A 23,905-nucleotide genomic window follows, 5' to 3' on the forward strand; every position below is an offset into this window, starting at 1 on the left:
TTCAAACCCAAAAATGAAGGCCCCGGTCTCGTCTGAGACCGGGGCCTTTTTACATTGTTTGGGGCGAAGGCTCAGAACCCGATGGTGATGCGCGCGAACCCTGCGTGTGATTGCGATTCATCACCGTAGAAGCCGTCATAGGCTATGCTGATTTCGCTATGCTCGGAAAGCTGGAAACCGGCTTCGATCTGAGCGAACAGCGAGTGCTGCGATTGCAGTGCGCCTGCCACGGTGAATGCGTCACCGCTTGCAAAGCGCGCCGTTGCCACTGGCTCCTGATCACCCAGGCCATATTGATATCCGGCATTGCCGCGAAGCTGGAACGAGCTTTCATCGGAGTTTGCAAACCGCATACCCAGGATCGCTGCTCCGGAGTTTTCACCGCCATCATCAAAGTTGAGAGCTGCATCGCCGCCAGCTTCAGAGAAGGCGTCGGTGTTGGCCTCGCCAAAGTTGAAACCGACATATGGCTCCGCCTGTCCGCCGCCCAGCTCAATCGGGTACCCCGCTTCGATGAAGCCGAAGGTCACCGAACCGTCGTAGTCTGCGGAAAGCGTATCAGCGAACGTGCCGAACGCGACAGCACGATCGGTTGAGACTTCGCTTGTGCCATAACCACCGCCCGCGCGAATTCTGAGACCCAATGCATCGACACCGATATAGGCCATAAGCGACAAGGTCTCTGCCGAGCCTACCCCGCGTGTGGCTGCATCAAGGTCAAAGTCGGTGTCCTGGTAGCTGATCGCAACACCAAGGCTGGCGTTCTCGCCAAGGCCGACGTCTGCGCCAACCAGCATGCCAAAGCCATCGCGGTCTACGCCGCTGGCATTGCCATCGCTGTCATTGCTGCCGGTGAAGCCCCAAGCCTGACCCCAGATGTGGCCACCTGACTGGTTGCTTGCAAGATGGCTTAGAACAGCATTGCGCACAAAGCGTTGATCTTCGGTCAGAACGCTGCGCGCAGTTGCGTGCACTTCGCCTGACAGCTGATCGAATGCCGAGAGCGCGGTGGCTGCATCCAGATTGAGCACGCTGTTCGCAAGAATGCCGCCTTGACTATCAAGCGAAGCACCAACGGCGATCTGGTTCGCTGTCACACCAATCGCAGAGAAGTCGACATCATTGCGCCTCAGGTTCAGCATCACAGTTGTGTCGTCATAGCTGAGCGTCGGCGTAAGGAAGGCAAGGTTGCTGGTTACACCGTCAAACACGCCAGTTACACCGCCATCAGCGGTCAGGATCGTGTAATCGGTCGAGAGACTGTAATCCGCGCCGCCTGCAAGAACGCTGACTGTGCCGCCATTGATCGCCGCTTCGCCTGTGGCCGCGAGCAAGTCGCTCGAACCGTCCGGCAGAACTTCAACTTCAAAGGTCGAACCAGCCGCAAAGGTAACATCGCCGGCGACATTGAGTGTGCCGATGCTGTTGCCCGGTGCCAAAATGCCTGTGACCGTGATGCCGCCAAGCTGCCCGTCACCGCCAAGGCGTGCGCCGTCGTTTACGGTCACAGCAGAAGCCACGCTGCCATTCACGATCAGCAGACCGCCATCGACCACTGTGTCACCCGAATAGGTGTGATCGCCGTCAAGAACGAGCGTGCCGTCATCAAGCTTGTTAAGCCCGCCAGTGCCGCCAATTGGAGCCGAGATCGTCGCGGTAAGACCCGGATCAACCCGAAACGCAGTGAGAGCCTCGGTGATGGTCAAAGCGCCGCTTCCAGCAGCGATGGTGTAGCCATCCGTTACAAACTGAAGACCCGTGAACGTGATCGCATCATCGACCGTCACGGTTCCGCCAGCTGCACCGCCGAACACTGCAAAGTTGTTGTTCCAGGCCGCGTTGAATGCGCCATTGGCATCGGTGAAATTGGTGTCCGTAAGGTTCCAGCTGCCGCTGCCACCATCGATAGTGCCATTGCCGTCTACATCGGAGCCGTCCCAGAATTGAATGCCGGGAACTGCGCGATCGAGGATGAGATTGACCTGTCCCGCCTCGGTGACCTGAATGGTGCCTTGTGAAAGATCGAAGCCCTCTGGCAGGACGTTCACAATCAAGCCGTTATCGGTAAGCGTGCCGGTGTAATTGATTAGGCGATAAACACCGATACCAAACCCGCCTGCATCGCTTGCATTGAGAAGTCCATCGAGAGTGAGGTCGCCGTTCACCTCGATAAGGTCGCTCCCCATCGCGCTGTCTGGTGCGCCAAGGTCAAAAGCAAGGTTCGTGTTGGCTGACAGTGCAAGGTTGCCCGTAGTGAGGGTGCCCACTGTCCCGTCCGTGCCAGGCGCAATGGTCGCTCCATCAGCGGCGTCCACGCCTGCGGCTGTACCGGCCCCGGCAAGCGTTGCACCTGCGCTAACCGCGGTGTCGCTCACAATTGTACCGTCAAGCTGAAGGGTGCCGCCTGATACGCTGGTTGCGCCGGTGTAAGTGTTGTCGCCCGTCAGAACGAGAGTGCCGCCCTCAACCTTTTGAAGCCCGCCATCGCCCGTGACAGGGGCGGAAATCTCGGCGGAGATGCCACCGCCAACGCGGACAACGCTGACATCATCGGTCAGTATCAGGGAAGCAGGTCCGTTTGCCCCCGCAGCGCCCGCCTCAATCGAATATCCGTTGACGAGGAATTGCAGGCCAATCGTCTCAACCGCATCCTGGACAGTGACAAGGCCGCCTGCATCACCGCCGAACACAGCGAAACTACCATTCCAGATCGAGTTTTCGCTGCCATCGGTATTGGTGAAGTTGGTTGTGGCATTATCCCAAATGCCTGCGCCGCCGCCAATCGCGTTATCGGCAACAGTATCGGCACCATCATAGAACAGCACCAGATCATCAGACACATTCACAAGTGCACTGACAACGAAGTTGACCTGTCCGCCAACGGCCGTTTGGATCTCGCCTTGCGATGCCTCAAAACCCATCGGCAGGCTGCCGACATCAAGTCCGTTATCGGTGAGAGTGCCGGAGTAGTTGATGAGATTATACACACCCAGACCAAACCCGCCTGCATCGGTGACGTTGAGCGTCCCATCGAGGGTCAGATCGCCCCCGACGGTCAGAACATCGCTTTCAGAAGCAACGCCCGGCGTGCCAAGGTCGAAGTTCAAGAATGCCCCATCAGAAAGCACAAGTGAGCCCAGACTCAGCGTATCGGCATCCCCCGCATTCCCCGGATTGATCGCGCCGCCGCTTCCAACAATGGTGTCGCCAGCGCTGCCGTTACCCCCCAGAATGCCGCCGTCACCCACGGTCACCGCGCCAACGCCGCCCGCATTTACGAACAAAGTGCCCGAATTGAGCGCAACCGCGCCAATATCGGTCGAAAGCGATGACAGGTTGAAAACACCGCCGTCGACATTGACCTGAGCAAAATCAAACGCCTGAACAAAGCTGCTGTCATCGCCCGTGCCACTCAGGTTCAGGACGTTGGTTGCCGCGGCATCCTCGCTACCCTGAAGATCGCCGGTGATTAGCGCGCCTGCGATGATATTGAGCGTGTTTGTGCCCGTTCCTTCGAACTGGACCGCCTGGCTGGTGCCGCTGGTCGTGCTGGTCGCACCAAGGGTAACGGTCGCGTCCTGGCTGCCTGACATACGAATGCCGTCACCATCAAGGCCCGTGATCGTCCCGTTGCTTGTGACCATACCGCCTGTGGCAGACTGAATGCCGTCATTCCCTGTGATGGTACCGGTCGCATTGTTGGTGATGATCGCACCAATTGCATCGTCGTTGACGAGGAGACCGTCCGCGCCGCCCTGGATCGTGCCAGAGTTCGTGATGACAGTATCGGTCGGCGTTGTGTCCTCGCTAATGTCGGTTCCACCAAGAAGGCGAACCGAGATGGTGTCCCCATCCAGACGGATGCCTTCGTCATCACCGATGATCATGCCGCCTTCTTCGTTGTTGACGGTGACGCCGCTGCCGCCGATCAGAATACCGGCTTCCGCCTCACCTTCGATGGTGCCGGCGTTGGAGATCGTGACGCTGTGATCCGCGTGCGCGCCATTGATGCGGATCGCATTGCTGGCACCTGTGATCATGCCGCCGGCTTCGTTTGTGATCGTCCCGCGCAAAACCGCATCGCTTTCGGACCGGATTGCTGCGTTTGAAGAGTTGTTGCGGGCAGCAGAGATCGTGCCGCTGTTGGTGACGTCAACTTCGATGACGCAGTTGATCCGGTCGGCCTCGCGGCAACCACGGTCTTCACCGCCGCTTGAACCGGGATCACCGTTGAAGTGCAACGCATCGGCGTCGCTGTCAGAACCAGTGTTGGAAATGATCCCGGTGTTTATCAACCTGAACCGGGCAATCCCTTCTTCATCACCCACCGTACCCGACGATGGATCAGTACCCAGAAGCGAATCCACGCCAATTGTTGCCCCGCCGACGCTCGTGATGGTGCCATTATTTGTCAGCGAGTTAAGCTCGCCATCGGCATCGCGATCAAAATAGACGACTGCTTCGGTTGCCTCACCGGTGCCTTCGATCAGGCCATCATTGGTGATAACCGCCGCGTCACCTTCATAAAAGATGACCCCGTCAACGCCCTGAAGCACGCCGGTTGAAGCGATATTGATGATGACATCATCTTCCGAGTTATCGACGATGATGACAACATCCTCATCATCACCATCATTGTTGATGTGTGTGCCCGCAAGGTTGATGACCGTGTCATCATTGGTGTTGTCTTCAAGCTCTATATTGTCGCCGCTATTGACTGTTTGCGTGACGCCCGCCGCTGAGGTTACGGTTTGACCGCCAGGATTGTCGACCGGTGTGTCGTCGGTGATGACAATCTGAGCATGAGCCGGACTGGCGAATGCGCTGGCAAGCGCGATGCTGGAAATGGATGCCCCTACAAGAAGCCCCGCCAAAGATTGACGCGGTGTTTTTGCTTCGCTGCCTTGCCGTACAATTTTGCTCGAAAGCTGCTCGCCCGCACGCGTTGCCTTGTTAGCCATCACTTTTCCCCTCTCGTCCGGCCTGCCTTCTTGCATGTGCCGGTGTCCTCAGACTTAAATCAGTGCACGCGCCAAACGCGCAGCGCCCACGAAGGTGTTATGCAGTTTGTGCAGACCAATTCAACTACAATCGTCATACCTGTTGGTAAATGACGTGAGCCAGATCGGGCTTTGGCCTCTGCCTGACCTCAATCGTGCGTATTCTCCAGCCGGTAGAATGTGGCCTGGTCAAAGTCAGCAGGATCGCCGGTGTTGTTCTGGGTGTAGACCCCGGCCTTGAAATAATTCCATTCATCGATGGTATCGTATCCGCTGTTCTCGGCGACCATGTCGACGAAGTTGTGGCCGATGATCTCTCCGTCCTGATCGCCGCGCCGGATTATGACGTCGATCCGCGAGCCGGCATTGGTGATTTCGTAAGAGAACACCTCATCCAGAGCGATCCCGTTAAAGGGGTCATCGCGGTCTTCGGGTTGGCTGTCGCGATCATCAAACTCGGGCCCGACCACCATAAAATATATGTCGTCGCCTCCGCGAATTTCATGAGCGAAATAGATATAGCCGCGATCGTTCTCAGGATATTTGCGATAATAAAGCCGGATAGGCTCATCGCTCGACGCATGGATTTGTCCAAACACCATCCGGCCAATATGAAAATCGGTGCCGGATGTGCTGACATTATTGATCGCTAGCGTACCCTTCAGAACGCCTCCACGCCCGCCAACCGGAACGCCCGGATCGGGTTGATAGCCCAGCACCCAATTGTTCCGGTTCACCCCTTGCGTGCTGATACTGCGGTCCCCGTTGCGAAGCATTTCGCGCAGCTCAGAACGGGTGAAGCGCGAATTGGCCGACGTCGTCGCCCCTCCGATTGTGGAGCGGAAAGTCATCCCTCCATCGGGGGCGGCAAAGAAGAATTCATCGGCAAAACCCTCCAGATCGCGGTCCTGTGTCCGCTGGGCAAAGCCGTCATTGGGGTCTGTCGCAGGCGTATCGAGCGCCCAATCAAGAAGCGTGAAATTGCGCCCGGGTGTGACCGAGGGGTCGAGCCCGAATACGCTGGTATCAAACGGCTGCGCCACGACCGGTGTCGCAGTGCTATCAGTGCATCCGAACACAGCCGCCTCTACAACGCCAAACGGGCTACCATCCGAGGTGCTTTCAGCAGAAATCCGCACAAATCGCGCAGCGGTGTCGCTGACATCAAACCGCTCGAAATTGAGCGTGCTGCCAGATGACTGGAGACTTCCCCCAAGCGAGGTGAAATTGCTCCCGTCACTCGACACATCAAGCGAGAAAGTGGAAGTTCTTTGATCGCCCAGATGAAGCGCAAGACCGACTTCCCGCACGAGAAACTCGGCTCCCAGATCAAGTGTCAGGGTCGCCGGAAGGCCAGGCGCGCTCCACCGCGATGCTGCGTCAAGACCATCGTCGATCGCATTGCCCGCTTCAAATCCGGCCGTGGCCGCTTGACTGGACTGGGCACCGACAATGTCGAGAAAGTTCATGCCACTGCACGATGTGACAGGCGTCGGTGACGTGGTGGGAGAGGGATTGGGATTAGGCGAGGCGATAGGCGTTGGCGCAGGAGATCCACCACCGCCGCCGCATCCAGCACAAAGCGCCGCCGATAAAAGAGCCACTACCGCAGGTGAAATGGTGCGTTTGAATTTCAATTTCTAATCCCTGCCCAATGACGCTCGAGACGGTAATTGGTAAGCCAAATGGCCAGGAAAGCAAGAATTCTGTCATATGAATTGGTATGACAGAGTTTGGATAGGCTAATTGCAACAAGATCACTTCACGCCCGGCTAGAAGGCGCACAAACAGCGAGGGCACAGCTCAACCAAGCAACGTCATGAAACTGGACAGCGCAATCCTCTGCCCGCGCTCGGCACCGGAAGGACACCGGACCCGAAGAGCCAGAATACGGTGCGTTAGCCAAATGGCAGAAAGATCATGCCCTTGAGCTTGGCCGTGTATTTTGTCGCAAATCGCTGCGTAAAACAGCTCGCCCAGCCGCTCATCATCACGGTTTGGTCGATATTGAGGTGCTCCAATAAAGCATCAGATCATCGGCACCGTTTTCAATTGCAGTCTCGACGTCACTGGTGGGATTAGGATCCGAATTGCCAAAGCCGCCGCGGATGGGGGTGATGAAACGAAGGCCCGCCAGCACCGCTTTACGCGTTGCAGAACGCGATAGCCCTAGAGCTGTTATCAGCGAATGGACGAGGATGACCGGCTGGCCGTTTGGGTGGGCCTGCTCGAGAAATTCCATCTTTCGCCCATCAGGGAGAGTCATGCTGCCATATCTCAGCATCGATTGGCCCGGCCCATGATCGATCAAGCTTGAGACCCCTGTCTCTGACACAGCAATGCGGGTTGAGATATTTGAGAGTTTTCGCACCATGTCAGGAATGCTTCGGGAATCGGTCTTCTTCAGCAGGCTCTTGATCTGGGTTCTGACTGTATGGATAGACGCCCCTCGCGCCTCGGCGGTCTCAGCAGGAGATTTCCCATCAGCCAACTTCGCTGCGACATCTGCCTCTGAACCGCTCAATTCATAGGTCGATTGGAAGACTGAAACGGCTTCAGGTGTAAAGGAGCTGTCGATACTAGAGACGAGAAAGTGGTGGTTGGCGGACTCATCCATCACCACGGGCGCGAAGAAGAAACACTGCTTCCGGTCGCTTGCTGCGATATAAGCGTGAAGGAAAAGCGGACTGTGCTTTCCGCTCGCTCGCTGGGCGCCAATCCACTCGCGAACGCGCTCAATCGCTATTGGCCACGAAGCTTTGGTTGAGACCGACCAGGCCATCGCATTGGGTGACCGACCGCACAGCCCTTGGATTGGGCGGTGTCGCACTTGGCGGACTTGCTGCTTCGGAAGAGGCAATTTCGGTGGCTGTTGGCTCGTCGGCGCAAGCGGGCGGCATTGCATCAACCGCGCTTGGTCGAAGCGCGGAGACCTTGTCGTCGGCTCTTGGCGGAATCGCGATTGGTGACCTTGCAAGAGCCGAAGCAAGTGGTGCGATCGCTCTTGGTCAAGAATCCGTTGCTGACGCAGCTGATACGGTCTCAGTGGGGAACGACACGCTCCAACGCCGCATCGTCAATGTCGCTGAAGGATCAGACGATAATGACGCGGTAACCGTTGGTCAGTTGAACGCTGCCCTTGTGGGTGTTCCAAGCGGCGGGAATCCATTCTTTGTCTCCAATTCCTCAGGTGCCCTTCCCATTGCAAGTGGTGCGAACTCGGTTGCCATTGGTGGTAATGCTTAGGCGAGCGGCGCTTCGTCGGACGCCGTTGGCGCAGGCTCGATTGCGGCGCGCGACAATACAATCTCAGTCGGTGCATTGGGAAGCGAGCGCCAGATTACCAATGTGGCAGCCGGAACCAGCGGGACTGACGCTGTCAATGTGTCGCAGCTCAACGCGGCGATTGCTGGCGTTTCAGGCGGCGGCGGTGGTGGTGGTGCAGGAGGGGGCAAAGCCAACCCCTATGTCGCGATCAATTCGACGGGAAACCTGCCGGTGGCCACTGTTGATGACGCGGTCGCGGTGGGCCAGAGCGCGGTTGCCAGCGGCGCGGCCGGCGTGGCCATTGGTGAACGCGCTACAGCCAATGGTAACAACGCCACAGCCGTGGGTGAACGCGCGGTTGCGAATGCCGACAATGCCGTTGCAGTGGGCTCTGGCTCTATCGCTAATGAAGCGAACACGTTTTCGGTGGGCGCTTCGGGAGCTGAGCGAAGGGTGACCAATGTCGCCAACGGCACAGCGGATACTGATGCAGTCACTGTAGCTCAGCTCAGCGTCGTCGGAGGGGCTGCAGGCGCGGCTCAGGCTTCTGCTGATACAGCGAACGCCGACAATGCCGTGCAAGACGCAGCCATTGCTGCGAACTCTGCTCTTGGGGCTGATGCGCTTTTTGCGGCGAACGCTGCGCAATGCACCGCTGACACCGCCCGTATGGAAGCAGCTGCTGCGCAATCCCGCGCAGATGAAGCCTTTTCCAATGCCGCCAACGCACAAACCACAGCCGATCTTGCGCGCGCAGAAGCACAGCAAGCCTTGATGGCATTGGCTGAGGCGGACAGCGGCATGGAAGAGATGGCTGCACAGGCTGAAATGGCGTTTGAGCAAGCCGTTGAAGCGCAGGCCGAAGCCGACATGGCTCGCGAAGAGGCGGTTGCTGCGCAAATGACGGCCAACGATGCTATGGCTGTGGCTGAGGCGAACGAGGCGGAGTTGGAGTTCTTTGCCGTCAATTCAAACGGGATGACCGGGGCAAGCGCAACAGGAGAAAACTCCGTTGCACTCGGCATTGAAAGCGAAGCATCCGGCTTCCAATCAGTCGCCATCGGTTATCAGGCGAGCGCGCAGGACGGTATGGCGGTCTCAATCGGAACCGGAAATGTCGCAAGCGGTGACGGCGCGGTGGCGATTGGTGACCCGAACTTTGCCACCGGGCGCGGCGCCGTTGCGATGGGGGCGGATAGTGTCGCCACCGGCACTGGCGCAGTCGCCATCGGCAATCTCAACGTCGCGACGGGCGATGGTGCTGTCGCGCTCGGCAATGGCGCTATGGCGACAGCCGACGGGGCGGTGGCCATTGGGCCACAAGCGGTTGCAGACAAGGTGAATTTGATCGCGCTTGGGATCTCGCAAGGCTGGGTGACAGAAAACCTCTACATCTCGGGCGGCATCACGGGTTCTACCGTTGGTGGCACCACATCAGGGCGTGTCGGCTTTGCTTTCGGGTTCTGAATATTGTTAGCCGGTCATGCGCGAGGAGCTGATTGCGAATTCGTCTCAGCCAGCTCCCTTTTACCCCATGCTCGAAAGTGAGTGGTGAGGTGACCAGCCGCTTTCGGCTGGCATCGCGCCAAAGCCGTCTGTCAGCTCACGTGATACCCACTTATGCCGCGCGAGGTCCACTGCTGGGGATGAAAGCAGACAATTAGTTGCGGTAGACACAGTTCTCAGAAGGAAGCCGCCGCCTTGTGATATCATTGCCTCTGGCATCGTTCGAAGCCAGCACCCTGAACGATCCCCCCCCCTAACGATTGCCCCTGAACGATTGCCCCTGAACGATTGCCCCTGAACGATTGCATAGTCTGGGTTTGGATGTAGTCTAGGCCGTAGGGGGAGTATTCTTGGATCAGATGCAGCTCAAAGAACAATGCCTGATTAAGGCCACATTGTTCGGAGAGTTCCGGATTGAAGCGTCCGATGGCGAAGCGATTGCGCTGACCAATCGCCGCGCGATCCTGCTCCTCGCAATACTCTGCATTGAACCTGGCCATTCAATGGACCGTGAAGCTCTGGCGCGGCTGCTTTGGCCGGACCGGTTCATTCCACAAGCCAAAGCGAGCCTGCGCCAGTGTCTGCTGAAGCTCAGACACGAGCTTGGCAAGTATTGCATTGACGCGCTTGTTGTCTCGCGCTCTGAAGTTGCGCTGGACCCTCGCCGTTTCCGCTCCGAGCTTGGCGCACTCGAGACAGCTTTGTCTGCGGTTGAAAACGACCTTGTAGTGGGTCAATTGCTTGCCATCGGCAATCGTCCTTTGCTTCAAGGGGTATCGCTCAATCCAGCCTTTGATGCATGGCTTGCCGAACGCCGGACCCATGTTGATGCGCGCCTGCGTTCAGGGCTGTCGGAGTGTATCCGCTCAGCCGACCAAGCGACCGGCGAACGCCTTATTGAAGCGGCGCGGGCGAGATTTCCGTCCTATCGCATAGTAAGCCAGGCGGATCCCGAGGTCACAATTGCGCTATTGCCTTTTGCGCAAAGCGACACCGTTGGCGGTAACTTCTTTCTTGCTGATGCGGTCGTCGATGAGCTCTCGACACGGCTTGCAGGGGTTGATGGCATTGCGCTGGCAGGCCGGACCTCGGTGGCTGTTGTCGCTGGAGAAGGTCGGACGCTTACCGATATTTCGACCACCCTGGGCGTATCTCATCTGATCGAAGGCGAGGTGCGGCGCACTGAACACAATATTGAGGTGCGTATCGCGCTCATCAGTGGGCAGACGGGGACCGAGCTTTGGTCTGACCGCATAAGCGGTTCGATCGAGCATTTTTTTGACGGACGCCAAGTGATCGGAGCTAACATTATTGCTGCAATGTGCGGCGCTCTTGGCCTTGCAGCGTCTCCTGCCCCGTCGCGCAGGATGACACGGGACCGCGAGGCCTATGCGCTCTACCTGCAAGGGCGCGCAATGATCCAGCGGATCGGCGGCGCGGACGGTATGGCAAAGGGCAAAGAATTTTACGAACAAGCACTGAAGCTCGACCCCGACTTCGCCGAATGCTGGACCGCACTGGCAGACGCACATGTAATGACCGCTGCCGCGACGCCCAGTCTTGAACGGCTTGAGCAGTCCGCCGAGGGTGCGCAATGCGCCCGGCGCGCGCTTGAACTTGACCCGGGGCAGGGCCATGCTTTTTCGATCCTCGGTATCCATGAATGGACGCGGTTCAAGCCAGCGGCTGGTCTTGAGATGGCGTTTGAAGCTTATGCGCGCGATCCAAACGACGCTGATGTGTGTTCGCGGCTCGGCTCGTGCCTTCTTTATCTTGGCAAATCCAAAGAAGCGCTTCCCTATATCGAGGCTGCAGTGGATCGCGATCCGGTCTATGCGCGAAACTACGCTATGCTGGCCTCAGTATGGCTTGCGCTTGGCGAATTCGAGAAAGCCATCGCGGCGGGCAAACGCATGGCCGACCTAGGTGCCCCTGCGATGTGGCTCCCCTTAGCGCAGATGGCGAATGGCGATTTCGAGGGCGCGGTGAAGTCCCATTACGACCTTCGCGTCCACCTTGGCACATCCATCATGCGGCCGCCGGGTATGCCCCCGATGGATGACGCAGCGCGCGATGCGTATTTCCATATGGCCGCGCATGGGTTGTACAGCGGAAAGGACGAGGCGCGCGCGGTTTACTGCCAAGTCATTGATGGCCTGCACGCCGCGATGCCCGACCCTTACGACAGCTCGATTGCATGGCCAGCGATCTGGATGGGGCACAGCGAGCTGGCCATGAAAGTGTATTCTGAGTGCATCCATCCGGCCAACATGGTTGGCCTGATGAACCTTTGGATCGATATTGATCCGATCAATCGCACAATCCGCCATCCCGGCTTCATAGAATTCGCCGAACGCATCGGCATGGTTGAGGCGTGGGAACGCTTTGGTTGGCCCGATCTGATCCCTTCGGACCCTCGAACCCGCTCACCCTGTCGGTTTTAACGCTTTTTTGACGGTCGCCCCCATTGCCGCCCTTGGCGATTGGAGGCATCACTCCCAACAGAAATTCACATGACATTTCAACGGGTGAAGGCCCCGGCTTGCAGGACGTGTGTGTCCCGCGGACCGCGGCGAAGCTTTGCCTTGCGAACGCATCGTCATGCGATTTTTCGACGCAAAGGTTATTTGGGGGAATCCATAATGAAATCTATCAAGACAACACTCGCCGCCGCCACGCTTGCGCTGGTCGCTAGCGTCTCAACGCCTGCGATCGCTCAGGACTTTCCGCTAAAGGCCGGTGAGTATGTGCAGATGACAGGCATTGATGTCGAAGACGGCCAAGGCACGCTCAAATACGCCGAATTTCTGGCGGGCGAATGGACCCGGTTTCAGGAATACGCAAAGTCGCAAGGGTGGATCACCAATTACGCCATCTACGCGAATGTCCACGCGCGTCCGGGCGAAGCCGATATCTTCCTCGTAACAACCTTCGCCAGCCTGCCCGAAGCGGCCGAGCAGGAACGCCGCGACAAGGCCTTCGATGAATGGTCGCGCACCAATGTGCAGGAACAAATCGCAGCCAGCGGAAACCGCGCTGAATACCGCACCGTGATCAGCTCGATGATGCTGCAGAGATACACCAAGCGCTAAGGGGGGCACCGGGGGGCCGGCAGGTGACAATGCGACCCGGTCACCTGCCGGAACACTCCGCTCCAAAGCAATCGAAAAACGAAAGTTGGAACTCGTCATCGCGCCCGGCGCCGATGGCGCTCGTCTTGTGCAATCGAAGAGGACAGATACATGCAACAGGCAATAGCGCCCGGCGCGCAATCGCAACCGGCCACGCTTCCGGCGCTTTCCGAGAACCGCACTGCGCGTTTCGCTGCGATCATCGTTCTCTATTTCCTTCAAGGCGTGCCGCTAGGCTTGTCTCTGATTGCTCTGCCCGCTTGGCTGGCTGAAGCGGGCGCATCGCCGCTTGCAGTGGGCGCGTTTGTTGGTGTTGCCCTGCTGCCTTGGTCGACCAAGCTCTTCAACGGCCTGGTCATGGACCGCTATGCCTACAAACCGATGGGGCGCAGGCGAGGGTGGATTTTGCTGGCGCAGTCGCTCATGGTGGCAGTGTTGGTTGCGATGGCGCTTCTGGCACCTTCCGCTAGCGACGTCGCGCTTCTTACCGCGCTTTGCTTCGCTCTCAATCTGTGTGCGACCTTCAACGATGTGGCGGTCGACGGGATGGCGGTGGACATAGTGCCTGAGAATGAGCGCACTGCCATCAACAGCGTAATGTTCGCCAGCCAAACAGCCGGTGTCGCGGCGTGCAGCGTTCTTGCCGGGCAGACGCTTGCCTCCAGCGGAACTGCAACGACTGCTCTGATCCTAATGGTGTTTGTCGCCTTTGCGTCGTTGTTCGTAAGTGTGTTCCGGGAGCGTCCGGGTGAACGGTTGCTGCCGTGGTCACAAGGTCAGGCGTCGCGCGAATGTGAAGAGCGCCAGCACGATGCGTGGTGGCCGATCGTGTCGGGCGTTTTCAAATCAATCCTTGAGCCTCGCACCTTGATGTTTCTGCTCGCGGCTGGGTGCTCGGGTGGCTATTTGGCGTTTGCCGATGCGGTCAATCCGACACTCGCCGTTCAACAGCTTGGCTGGTCGAGCGAGCGCTATTCGAGTTTTGGCGCGATGATTAACATCGTCGCTGCAGGTTTTGGGCTTATTGTTCCGTTCGTGCTTGAGCGACTACTCGGACTGCGTTGGTCGATCCTGAGCCAGATTGCACTGGTTGCGCTCTTGGCGGTGATTGCGGGGTTGAGCTTTCCCACTTGGCAAAGTGACGTACCCTTTATGGTTCTGTCAGCCGCCATGTATATCCTTTCGATCACACTCGTGATCAGCGCTATCGTGTGGGCGATGCGGATATGCAATCCGGCGATCGCGGCGAGTCAGTTCGCGCTGTTCATGGCGATCCCCAATCTTTCTCGAGGAATTATGGGAGGCAATTCCGGCTGGCTGGTCGAAGGTCCCGGCTACGGTGCGACCTATCTGGCTGTGGCCGCTGTGGCACTCCTTGGCTTCATTTTTGCATGGTTCGCCCGCATCGGGGATGACAGTCAACTGCCGGGTGCAGCGCAATGACATCGGCCAACACGGCGGTGCGGGAGGGGTACGAGGCAAACCACGCAGCCAAGCAGCAATGGGGCTCGCGGGCCGGCTTTGTCATGGCCGCGGTTGGCTCTGCGGTTGGGCTTGGCAATTTGTGGCGATTTCCCTTTCAAGCGGGCGAGAATGGCGGGGGCGCATTTGTCCTGATCTACATTGCGTTTGTCGTCCTGATCGGTCTGCCTGTGTTGATCGCCGAATTGGCGATTGGCCGCCATAAAGGTCTCTCACCTGTCGGGTCGACCCGCGAGATTGCTGTTGAAGCAGGCCGTTCGCCAAACTGGCAAATCGCAGGCTGGATCGGACTTGTCGGCGGCGTGATCGTCTTGCCCAACTACACGATGCTTTCCGGCCAGATCATGGCGTATTGCGTCATGGGTTTCATGGGAGACCTGAGCAATCCGAATGAAACGCCGCTCTACGGCGGTGCTGTCTCTTCCTTGCTATGGTTCACCGCGTTCCTGGCGATCACAACCGGAATTGTCCTGCGCGGATTGAAGGGCGGTATCGAAGCAGCCTCAGTGTTCTTGATGCCCGCGTTTTTTGTCATTCTCTTAAGTCTTGCCGCCTTTGCCTTGTACAGTGGTGCTGCGGGCGATGCGCTCAGCTATTTGTTTGCGCCGCGCTTTGACCAACTGACACCGGCGACTGTTCTGGCTGCTCTTGGCCAGGCGTTGTTCTCGCTTGGCGTTGGCGCAGGCCTGATGATTACCTTCGGCGCATTCTTGTCGAAAGATGAGAGCATCGGTTCGAATAGCGCGGTCATTGCAGGGACAGATACGTTGGTTGCAATCGTAGCCGGATTGATGATCTTCCCCATAGTGTTCGCCTTCGGGATGGATCCGGCAGCCGGAATGGGGCTCATTTTCGGAACCCTACCCGCCTTTTTCGCAGGAATGCCGTTTGGCAATCTGGTCGGCGGACTGTTCTTCTTTCTGGCGTTTATCGCGGCTTTGACGTCGTCGATTGCGATTCTGATGGTGGCGCGCACCATCGGCATCGAGCAGTTCGGTCTTAGCGAGCGAAACGCAACACTGCTCTTCGCGCTAACGACTTGGGCCGGCGGTGTCGGGATCGTGTTTATTGATGGCTTTGGGAGCTGGCTTGATTGGCTACTAGGCAGCGTAACGATGCCGCTTGGCGCACTGACCCTTGCGCTGATCGCTGGTTGGGTCGCTCCGCGTTCGGTGATGAGAGCAGAGCTGGCGCAAACAGGCGATGCATTCTTTGCCTTCTGGCGAGGCTCGATCCGGTATGCGGTGCCCTTGGCTATCGTCGCCATTCTCATCGCTGGGCTGTGGGGGTGACAGGCCAAGCCATCGATGACACATCGGCACATATCTGAACGGGAAACGCAATGTGACAGACCAGCAAATCGCCTCTTACTTTTCGGCCAACTACTTCGAAGCGCGTCGAAAGCTTCTGGATGCCTGCGCTGCCCGGTCGTTAAGTGTCGACAGCCGCCAAAACCCCAACGCCAAGGGCCCCGGAGGCGAAGACCTCTTCACTGACGTGGTCCGCATCGGCCCCGCCAATCCGCAAAAAGCTCTGCTGCTCATCAGTGGCACTCACGGGGTGGAGGGGTATTGCGGCTCTGGCCCGCAGGTTGGCTTGCTTCAAACCGGTGCATTGGACGCGCTGCCGCCGGAAGTAGGCGTCGTTATGATCCACGCGATCAACCCTTACGGCTTCGCGCATGATCGGCGTGTCAACGAAGACAACATCGACCTCAACCGCAACTTCGTCGACTGGGACACCGGCCCGCAAATGCCCGCTACCGATTACAGCGCGATCCACGATCACGTGTTGCCAGCGGGCTGGGATGGACCGGCCAAAGATGCCGCCGACGCTGCAATCGCAAACTATATCGCCACTCATGGAATGCCAGCTTTCCAAGCGGCGATATCAAGCGGTCAGTACGATTATCCGGACGGCGTGTTCTACGGTGGCAAAGGCACCGCGTGGTCGAACACAACTTTGTGCGCGGTCCTTTCGGACTATCTGAAGGAGACACAGGCTCTTGGCGTGATCGACTTTCACACCGGCCTTGGTCCTTATGGCTATGCAGAGCTGATCTCCGCCGGGCCGCCAGCGCACAAAGCGTTGGCTAAGGAGTGGTATGGCGAACCGGTGACTGATCCCGAGGCTGGAACCTCGGCGTCGGCTGCTCTCAACGGGGTCAACGCCAATGGTATTGCGAGGACGCTTCCCGACACGGCAATCGCGTTCATTGCCGCCGAGTTTGGCACACGCGATCTTGATACCGTCTTGAACGCGGTGCGCGCCGACAATTGGCTCTATCACCGGGGCGAAGTCGCCAGCACCCAAGGCCAAGCGATAAAGGCGCAAATCCGGGATGCTTTCTACCCGGACTATGACGACTGGAAGCGGATGATCTGGAACCGCTCTTGCCATCTGGTCGATCAAGCCATGGCAGGCTTAGCGAAGATTTGACGGGCGAACTCTGCCGCAATTGTCGAGGCACAGTTTTGGAGGCAGCGTGGAACGCTTTTAGTCGCTAAGAGGAAGCGGGTGTTTGTGCGTTTGTAATTCTCGGACAGCGGCGGCAGTAGGCCTTTTACGGGACTTGACGCCTCAAACGCAGCCCTCACTACCATAATTCCCAGTCGGCGGGAAACAGCTCGTGGGCTGAAGATCTGAAATTGGCTGACCACCATTGGAATGCAGACATTCGGCTATTGACCCCAAGTCTGCCAGTCAGCAACGCGCCCCAATCCAAGACGTAACCATCCGAATATTCAGTGCCTGAATGCAGACATTCGCAACTGCGCAGGCGTTCGTCCGAATGAGTTGATGTAGAAGCTACTGAAACCTAAAAAGCGACATGGATTGGAACTTATTCGCACAACTAATGGTCACTGTCTTGGTTGCTATTGCCGGAGGTTGGCTGGGCCATCGTATGGCGGCCCGCCGCGATTTATTGAACGAGCGACGCAAGATGCGAGTGGCATACCTGCTTGAGGCCTATCGCAAGCTCGAAGGTGCTGGTCATCGGGGTGACCCGGAAACAGTTTGGCCTCTGCTCGAAAGCGCCATCGCTGACATTCAACTGCTTGGCTCACCCCAGCAAGCGGACTTAGCAAGACAGTTCGCTGTTGATATGGCGCAAAATCATACGGCGCCTTTGGATCCGCTAGTGAATGATCTTCGCAACTCTCTTCGGGAGGAACTAGAGCTTAGCGCGGTGCGCGAGAGTGTTACTTATCTGCGTTTCGGCGGAAGTGAGCCAGTAACTTTTGATGAAACATTGCAAGCGACCATTCAAAGCGTAAGCCGAACAAGAATAACGCAGGCGGCATTGGCGTCCCCGAGCGCAAGGCTCGAGCTAGAGCGCGAAGCGAATGATAATGGCCATGCCGCCGAGATCATAGAAGCGTGGCGCGACATTGAAGTACTAGTCCAAGGCAAGCTCAGGCGATCGGGCCAGAACGATGTTACAAAATTGGGAGCAGCAACTCTCTTGGAGACGGCACTCAATGTCGGCGCGCTAACTTTAGACCAGCATCGATCTTTGCGAGGTCTAAACACTATGCGAAACCTTGCGGTCCACGGCCCAATATCTGAGCTGGACGACAAACGCGTTTCCGAGTTTCTCGAACTGGCGGACGCAATGAAGGTCGTTCTTGAAATCACTTAGTTGCATCGTGGGCAGGTGCTTGAATTGAAGGCGAACTACTTAACGTTCGCATCCGACTTTTCCTTTGGCCATTCCGGCCAAGGAGAAAGCAAATGACATACTCACAATTTGACCCAGCTGCTCAGCATCGAGTGCCTTGGAACTTTGGAGCGAAGATCGGTCCCAAGCGACCCTTCAACCAAAAGCAGATCTGGGCGATCCGGTTCTTCCTCGATCGTGAGCAACGCGTTCGTGATCGAGCGCTCTTCGATCTGGCGATCGATAGCAAGTTGCGAGGCTGTGATCTGGTCGAACTGAAAATCGGCGATTTGGTGAGCGGTCCAGAAATCAGGACGCGAGCGACAATTACTCAGCGCAAGACAGGTCGGCCCGTTCAGTTCGAGATTGCAGCTGACGCGCGAGCAAGTCTGTTCGCATGGCTGGAGCTTAGAGGTGGTGGCGTCGAGGACTTCATCTTCCCCAGCCGTGTCGATCACACTCGCCACTTGAGCACACGACAATATGCACGGCTTGTTGATGAGTGGGTCGTCGCTATTGGCTTGCGGCCCGAGGAGTACGGCACTCACTCGCTGCGCCGGACGAAAGCTTCCATCATTTACAAAGCCACAGGCAACATCCGCGCAATCCAAATATTGCTCGGTCATTCCAAGATCGAAAACACCGTGCGGTATCTTGGGGTCGACATAGAAGACGCTCTCACGCTGGCTGAGAAGACTGAGATCTGACTGAAGTTGGGCGCTGGCCTTATCTGGGCTGGCGTCCGCTTGTGGGGTGAAGGGCGACTGGCTTCTATTGCCGCTTAGCGCTGAGGAGCCGATCTCCAGCCCTCAGCTAAGTTTTTTCGCTAGATTAGCTTAAAGTCATTCGCAAACTCCACGGCCCGATGGCACGACGAAGAACATTCGAGAGCTTTGTCATGTCCAACAACAACCGACATCTATCATGCGCTAAAACGGATCAGGCATCGGCAACGCTATCCACGCGTGGACAAGCTGTGCAAGCGGTCCAAAGTAAAACACAACCCGATTGCCTCGTTCACACAAAATACAACAACTTGGCGGGTTGACTTTGGATAGTTTGTGTTTCGCTATCACTTCAGTAGTATTCGGTTCCGCTGCCAGCCAGCGCAAGAGAACCTAAGGTAGACTGCTCATGGCAACTCACACATATCGATTGCCTGCACTTCCTCGAGGTTTTGCAACATATCCCCCTCGAGCATTTCCAAAGCGAACGTGTTCATTTCATAAAACACTCAATGAAAAGACATCGCTGAAGATCCTATTATATCTGAACTCTAAGGTTGCCCTGAGGCGTGGTACGTCGTGCAAGCAAATTCTGGAGTATTGTCGACTCCGATTATCAAAGGTTCGAACTTCTATTTTGCGGCTTGAATTTGAAGGTCTGATACGAAAAAAGCAGCAACCACATGTTTTAGGATCGACGCGCTATGTGGTGTCGTACAAGGGGCAAAAATTCTTAGCCCATATGATGGCGACTTCGGCGCTCCCGCACGAAAGGCAGGTGAACCTAATCTTAGCACGTTGCAGACAAACGCTTCACCACAGAAACAGGCCTAAAAAGACCAACCTAGCATGGTTGGGGCGAGTTAATTATCAGAGCGGAGCGCGTACTCCAGCCATTATACCGAATGCGAAAAATTCAATCCGAAATGGAGCCACTATCGGTTAGCGACTCATATTGGAGTTGGTAGAATTCCTCCAAAGTCAAATGCTCCCAGGATATCGACGGTTGATTAGGCATGAAAACACGGAGGGTCCAGACCAGGTTGGATATTGCCCACACTGTGGCTGCAAAATTGCCGACTTCGATGAATTTTCATACGGGAATATCGTATTGCAAGATATTGACGAGATATTATTCGAAGGCGAGAGGATCGAATTGACTTTGAATCAGTACATTATCGTCGACGCCTTAGTTAGGGCCAAGGGCAGGTTGGTCACACTATCTGTGTTAGCGCTGGCCATGGGTGGAGATGTCTTTGATAATACGGTGATTGCCAATATCAGACGAACGAGGATTAAGTTTCGCTTGATCAACCCTGAATTTGATCAGCTACAAAATGTAAGAGGCTTCGGAGCATACCGTTGGGCCTTTCGCGACACTGCTATTGCTTGATGAGCGAAAGCGTAAAGCCCTCGTCACACCACAACGGCTTTTCCAGAACTTCGCGCGTGACTGATTTCCAAATCGGCGACCGGTCCCATCTTACGCTGTAGTGGCAACCAAAGAGGTCGACCAGCCGCAAGGAATTTTTGTGTCATCCTGGGTGGATAATGCCAAGCTCCATCATCACAACAGACTATCACTCTCCTAGGATTTAAAGAGCGCGCTCGGAATACTGTTGGCCACAAGGTGAAAGGTGCTCAGCCCAAAGGCTTACGAATTTGGCTAATTCCGTCTCGACAGCCCTCTTACCATATGCAGTGAGCGTGAGAAAGGTGCGACGCTGGTCGCTTGGGTCGGGGGACCTTTCGATCAGGCCCTCATTCTCCATAGCGACCACCCATCTCAGAGCAGTGGTTGGGGGTACACCGCTAGTTACCGTAAGCGACGTCACTGAGACCTTCTGATCGCGTGCTTCGGAAACTAACAGATCAAGCAGCATTATCCACACAGGGTCTGCCATAAATTCGGTTCCCAACCGTTTCGTTAAAGATTGGCGATGATCAAGTAGAGTCTGAGCAGCATGTAAATGGATGACGGACTCGCTGTTGGCCACCGCATCATGCCAATCATCTTCAGCATGGTGCCTGACGCTGGGGAAAAACACGCCCCTTTTGGCAATCGCGGCGCGACTAGCTGGTTCAGTTGTTTCAAATATCATCGAAGTCGCAAGCGAACGCAACGACTTCGCCTGTTCTTCGATTAAATCAATTTTTCTCAAAATAAGATGATGTGCATTTTCCATAGTCCACTAGTTAGTTTAACTAACAGCTCTACGTCATGTCCCCTAGTTGAGGGAACCATTTGTAAACTCATGTAATACGCCGTTAAGCGAGACTGAATGAACTTTTCAAGAACGGAGCAAACCGAACTTCATCGCCTTGACCACGAGGCTAACCCTGTCCGCGACGTCAAACTTCTCATACAGTCTCTTCGAGTAGGTTTTTACGGTCTCAGATGAGATATCTAGGATCGTTGCGATAGATGAAACCGACTTGCCGCGACCGACCCAAATCAAGACTTCTTTCTCACGCCTAGAAAGGCGAGGCACTTCGTAGGTTCGGTCAAAAAGGACGCAAATTCGCTGATGCGCCGCTGAAGCAACATACCTGAGGTCCGCAACCAGTTGGGGGTCAACCATCTCCAACGGTTTGTCAAAGTCCATCGACACGTATGTCTCACGGCCATGCGATCCGTAGAGCGGAACTCCGAAGCCATAAATCAGGCCAAACCGTTCCATAGCTGAAAAGAACTCCTGATGGTCTTTTGTATTCGGCTCAAAGGTCATAGCGTCCGCCCATTTGAGAAGAGTACCGTGTTTAAGTGTCCGTTGTGGTATCGGGTCCTTTGTACGAAAGTCAGCTTTGTCGTATAGCTCCAGCCACTCAGCACTAAATCCCTCAGATCTAACTCTGATCTTAGGGCTGTTAAGTTCACACGACCTCGGGGTCATGTGGCAAGATTCTCTTACAAGCCCAGCTTCCCTTCCAAAGGTGAAAGCGAATTTGTAGACCTCTACTGGATCATTCATCCGATCTATTTTGGACAAGATTCTTTGCATTGCGCCCCCTTAATTAACTTTTTCAGAAGTAAGCAAAAACTCTTACTTCGTGAAACAATTAGAAAAGAACATACAGCTTGAGGCATCTAAAGTTTAGTCGATTAAGAGGTTTTAACGGCACAAGTGGAGTCTTCTTCTAAGAATCCTACTTCTCGAATTTGATCCGTTCTGGATTATTAACCACGCATCCGCGTTGCATCTAATCGACTTCGCGGCTCATAAAATCGACATCTCGTCCCACACCTTGATATTAAAGGAAAGTGAGACGTGCGCGAACAAGTCTTTGAACTCAACGAGCTCGCCGAAACCGAAGTCACCTTTAAGGAATCTTCCGGTCGACAACGACAAACGAGCCTCGCGACGATCACTGTAAGCGCTGCTGGGGTATCTGCGTGCGGCGGTGGTGGAGGCTCTCAGGCACCGGGTTCGGTCGGTTCCACCGCAAGCGCACCATCGCCAGCACCGACACCCGCCCCGCCGCCTGCACCTGCTGATCCTGGCCTTGGGGCTATGTCATCTCAGGAAAGAGCAGCTGCGAGGGCCGCCCTACATAGCAGCTTGTCCGTCAGCAAATCCGATACCTCATTCATCAATGACGAAGGCCTAAAAACTTGGCTGGCCCGCGAGATGAGTCGTCGTAGCGATGGAACGGCAAAAGAGTTCTTTGAAGCGCGCGGGTACGACAAGATCGACGCCAACGCCTATTGGCAGCGCCCCTTTTTCTTCGATCACATGATGTGGTCCCACCTAATGAGCGGAGGAAGCGGTGTCCGCATGAGGATGGCGCTCGCTCTCTCTGAAATCTTTGTGGTTTCTATCAACCGCTTGGATATATCATGGTCCGCTCAGGCTGTGGGCGAATATTGGGACGGGCTTAACAATCTCGCGTTTGGAAATTTCCGTGATCTTCTAGAGTTTGTGGCACTCAGCCCGGCGATGGGTGTGTTTCTCGATCATGCTGGAAACATGAAAGCCGACCCTGCTATTGGTCGGTTGCCCGATGAGAATTTTGCTCGCGAACTCATGCAACTGTTCACCATCGGCTTGTTCGAACTCAATATCGACGGGAGCCTAAAGAGCAATTCGGGCTCGCCGATCGAAACCTATACGAACAACGATGTTCAAGGCCTTGCCAAGGTTTTCACTGGGTTCGATCTGGACTTTTCCGGAACGGTTCTCACCCCTGATCCACGCCCTGGAGGTCGTCCGGTTCCAGACGTCCGAACCGCTAGGCGTCCCATGACCTCTGACCCCGCGAAGTGGCGCGATCCGCGAGGCGGGTCCAAGCATTCGCCGGACTCAAAGCGCTTTTTGGGGTTCACCATTCCTTCAGGCACTGGCCCGGAACAGTCGGTAAAGCTGGCTTTGGATCATCTCTTTTCGCATCCCAATGTAGCGCCCTTCTTTGCGACACAATTGATCCAACGTCTCGTCACGAGCAACCCTTCCCGCGCATATGTCGAACGGGTTGCGAGAGCCTTCGAGAACAACGGGTCAGGAGTGAGAGGCGACTTAGGGGCGACCTTCAAGGCGGTTATCACTGATCCAGAGGCCCTGTCCAATGCTGGTGTCGAGAGCCCTACCTTCGGCAAACTGCGTGAACCGATGTTGAGATATGCCCAATGGGGTCGAACCTTCGGCGCGCGCTCGGCCTCGAATACGTGGCAAATCAGAAACCTCGCTGTCGACGGATTGCTGAAGCAAGCACCGTTCCGAGCACCATCGGTGTTCAATTTCTTTCGACCTCAATACGTTCCACCGCGATCACAAGCCGCAGCAAATGGCCTTGTCGCCCCAGAATTTCAGTTGGTCGATGAAGGTTCAGTCCCTGGCTACGTGAATTTCATGCGCCGAACGATAGATGGCACCGGGTTTTGGACCGATGACATTGCATCCGCATACAAAGTCGAGACCGAGATCGCCGATGCACCTGATGCACTGCTTGATCATCTCGACCTGCTACTTACTGCCGGTCAGCTTAGACCGGCAACACGCGACCTAATCCGAAATGCCGTCGAAGAAATACCAATCGACATGACAGATGAAGCCGAGGGCAGACTTAAACGCGTTCACATCGCGGTGATGTTGGTCATGTGCAGCAACGATTATCTCATTCAAAAATAGGAGCCTG

General features: G+C 56.2%; 18 protein-coding genes. 12 read left to right on the forward strand and 6 right to left on the reverse strand.

Annotation, left to right across the window (positions count from 1 at the left end):
- Window positions 1–71: 71 nt before the first annotated feature.
- Together AC0V6Q_RS08600 and AC0V6Q_RS08605 are read right to left on the reverse strand one after the other, a co-directional pair.
- Entirely contained in the window at window positions 72–4,961 is a 4,890-nt protein-coding gene (locus AC0V6Q_RS08600; RefSeq protein WP_486167980.1) for an autotransporter domain-containing protein, read from the reverse strand.
- 188 nt (window positions 4,962–5,149) lie between these two features.
- A complete protein-coding gene (locus AC0V6Q_RS08605) occupies window positions 5,150–6,469 on the reverse strand; it encodes a polysaccharide lyase family 7 protein (protein ID WP_486167981.1) in 1,320 nt (439 codons plus the stop codon).
- On the opposite strand from AC0V6Q_RS08605, the gene AC0V6Q_RS08610 reads away from it, so the two are divergent.
- Complete coding sequence (locus AC0V6Q_RS08610) at window positions 6,468–6,644, forward strand: hypothetical protein (protein ID WP_486167982.1); 177 nt, start codon at window positions 6,468–6,470, stop codon at window positions 6,642–6,644. The two genes, AC0V6Q_RS08605 and AC0V6Q_RS08610, sit on opposite strands and share 2 nt — an antisense overlap.
- Window positions 6,645–6,990: 346 nt before the next feature.
- Here the strand turns inward: AC0V6Q_RS08610 and AC0V6Q_RS08615 are convergent, their stop codons facing one another.
- Window positions 6,991–7,617: a helix-turn-helix transcriptional regulator gene (locus tag AC0V6Q_RS08615; RefSeq protein ID WP_486167983.1), complete on the reverse strand. Its 627-nt coding sequence runs from the start codon at window positions 7,615–7,617 to the stop codon at window positions 6,991–6,993.
- A gap of 173 nt (window positions 7,618–7,790) precedes the next feature.
- On the opposite strand from AC0V6Q_RS08615, the gene AC0V6Q_RS08620 reads away from it, so the two are divergent.
- A complete protein-coding gene (locus AC0V6Q_RS08620) occupies window positions 7,791–8,246 on the forward strand; it encodes a hypothetical protein (protein ID WP_486167984.1) in 456 nt (151 codons plus the stop codon).
- Here the strand turns inward: AC0V6Q_RS08620 and AC0V6Q_RS08625 are convergent.
- A complete protein-coding gene (locus AC0V6Q_RS08625; protein WP_486167985.1) occupies window positions 8,243–8,383 on the reverse strand; it encodes a hypothetical protein in 141 nt (46 codons plus the stop codon). The two genes, AC0V6Q_RS08620 and AC0V6Q_RS08625, sit on opposite strands and share 4 nt — an antisense overlap.
- A gap of 1 nt (window position 8,384) precedes the next feature.
- Here AC0V6Q_RS08625 and AC0V6Q_RS08630 point away from each other — a divergent pair, with 1 nt between their 5' ends.
- The 9 genes from AC0V6Q_RS08630 to AC0V6Q_RS08670 all read left to right on the forward strand — a co-directional run bounded on the left by AC0V6Q_RS08630 (window position 8,385) and on the right by AC0V6Q_RS08670 (window position 20,165).
- Window positions 8,385–9,734: a hypothetical protein gene (locus AC0V6Q_RS08630; RefSeq protein ID WP_486167986.1), complete on the forward strand. Its 1,350-nt coding sequence runs from the start codon at window positions 8,385–8,387 to the stop codon at window positions 9,732–9,734.
- A gap of 398 nt (window positions 9,735–10,132) precedes the next feature.
- Entirely contained in the window at window positions 10,133–12,217 is a 2,085-nt protein-coding gene (locus AC0V6Q_RS08635; RefSeq protein ID WP_486169282.1) for a hypothetical protein, read from the forward strand.
- Window positions 12,218–12,415: 198 nt separating this feature from the next.
- A complete protein-coding gene (locus tag AC0V6Q_RS08640) occupies window positions 12,416–12,865 on the forward strand; it encodes a hypothetical protein (protein WP_486167987.1) in 450 nt (149 codons plus the stop codon).
- Window positions 12,866–13,015: 150 nt separating this feature from the next.
- Window positions 13,016–14,347, forward strand: a complete 1,332-nt coding sequence (locus tag AC0V6Q_RS08645; protein WP_486167988.1) for an MFS transporter — start codon at window positions 13,016–13,018, stop codon at window positions 14,345–14,347.
- The gene (locus AC0V6Q_RS08650; RefSeq protein WP_486167989.1) at window positions 14,344–15,678 is read left to right on the forward strand and encodes a sodium-dependent transporter; all 1,335 of its coding nucleotides are present in this window, start codon (window positions 14,344–14,346) and stop codon (window positions 15,676–15,678) included. The genes AC0V6Q_RS08645 and AC0V6Q_RS08650 overlap by 4 nt, the downstream gene beginning before the upstream one ends.
- Before the next feature lie 52 nt (window positions 15,679–15,730).
- A complete protein-coding gene (locus AC0V6Q_RS08655) occupies window positions 15,731–16,825 on the forward strand; it encodes a M14 family metallopeptidase (protein ID WP_486167990.1) in 1,095 nt (364 codons plus the stop codon).
- A gap of 391 nt (window positions 16,826–17,216) precedes the next feature.
- Window positions 17,217–18,029, forward strand: a complete 813-nt coding sequence (locus AC0V6Q_RS08660; protein WP_486167991.1) for a hypothetical protein — start codon at window positions 17,217–17,219, stop codon at window positions 18,027–18,029.
- 92 nt (window positions 18,030–18,121) lie between these two features.
- On the forward strand, window positions 18,122–18,754 hold the full coding sequence (locus tag AC0V6Q_RS08665) for a tyrosine-type recombinase/integrase (RefSeq protein WP_486167992.1): 633 nt from the start codon (window positions 18,122–18,124) through the stop codon (window positions 18,752–18,754).
- A gap of 1,129 nt (window positions 18,755–19,883) precedes the next feature.
- Window positions 19,884–20,165: a winged helix-turn-helix domain-containing protein gene (locus AC0V6Q_RS08670; RefSeq protein ID WP_486167993.1), complete on the forward strand. Its 282-nt coding sequence runs from the start codon at window positions 19,884–19,886 to the stop codon at window positions 20,163–20,165.
- Window positions 20,166–20,367: 202 nt separating this feature from the next.
- Here the strand turns inward: AC0V6Q_RS08670 and AC0V6Q_RS08675 are convergent, their stop codons facing one another.
- Together AC0V6Q_RS08675 and AC0V6Q_RS08680 are read right to left on the reverse strand one after the other, a co-directional pair.
- On the reverse strand, window positions 20,368–20,958 hold the full coding sequence (locus tag AC0V6Q_RS08675; protein WP_486167994.1) for a MarR family transcriptional regulator: 591 nt from the start codon (window positions 20,956–20,958) through the stop codon (window positions 20,368–20,370).
- A gap of 105 nt (window positions 20,959–21,063) precedes the next feature.
- Window positions 21,064–21,744, reverse strand: a complete 681-nt coding sequence (locus tag AC0V6Q_RS08680; RefSeq protein WP_486167995.1) for a helix-turn-helix transcriptional regulator — start codon at window positions 21,742–21,744, stop codon at window positions 21,064–21,066.
- A gap of 540 nt (window positions 21,745–22,284) precedes the next feature.
- Between AC0V6Q_RS08680 and AC0V6Q_RS08685 the strand changes: the two genes are divergently transcribed.
- A complete protein-coding gene (locus AC0V6Q_RS08685) occupies window positions 22,285–23,898 on the forward strand; it encodes a DUF1800 domain-containing protein (protein ID WP_486167996.1) in 1,614 nt (537 codons plus the stop codon).
- Window positions 23,899–23,905 lie beyond the last annotated feature (7 nt).

The sequence above is a fragment of the Erythrobacter sp. S227 genome, assembly GCF_057364925.1.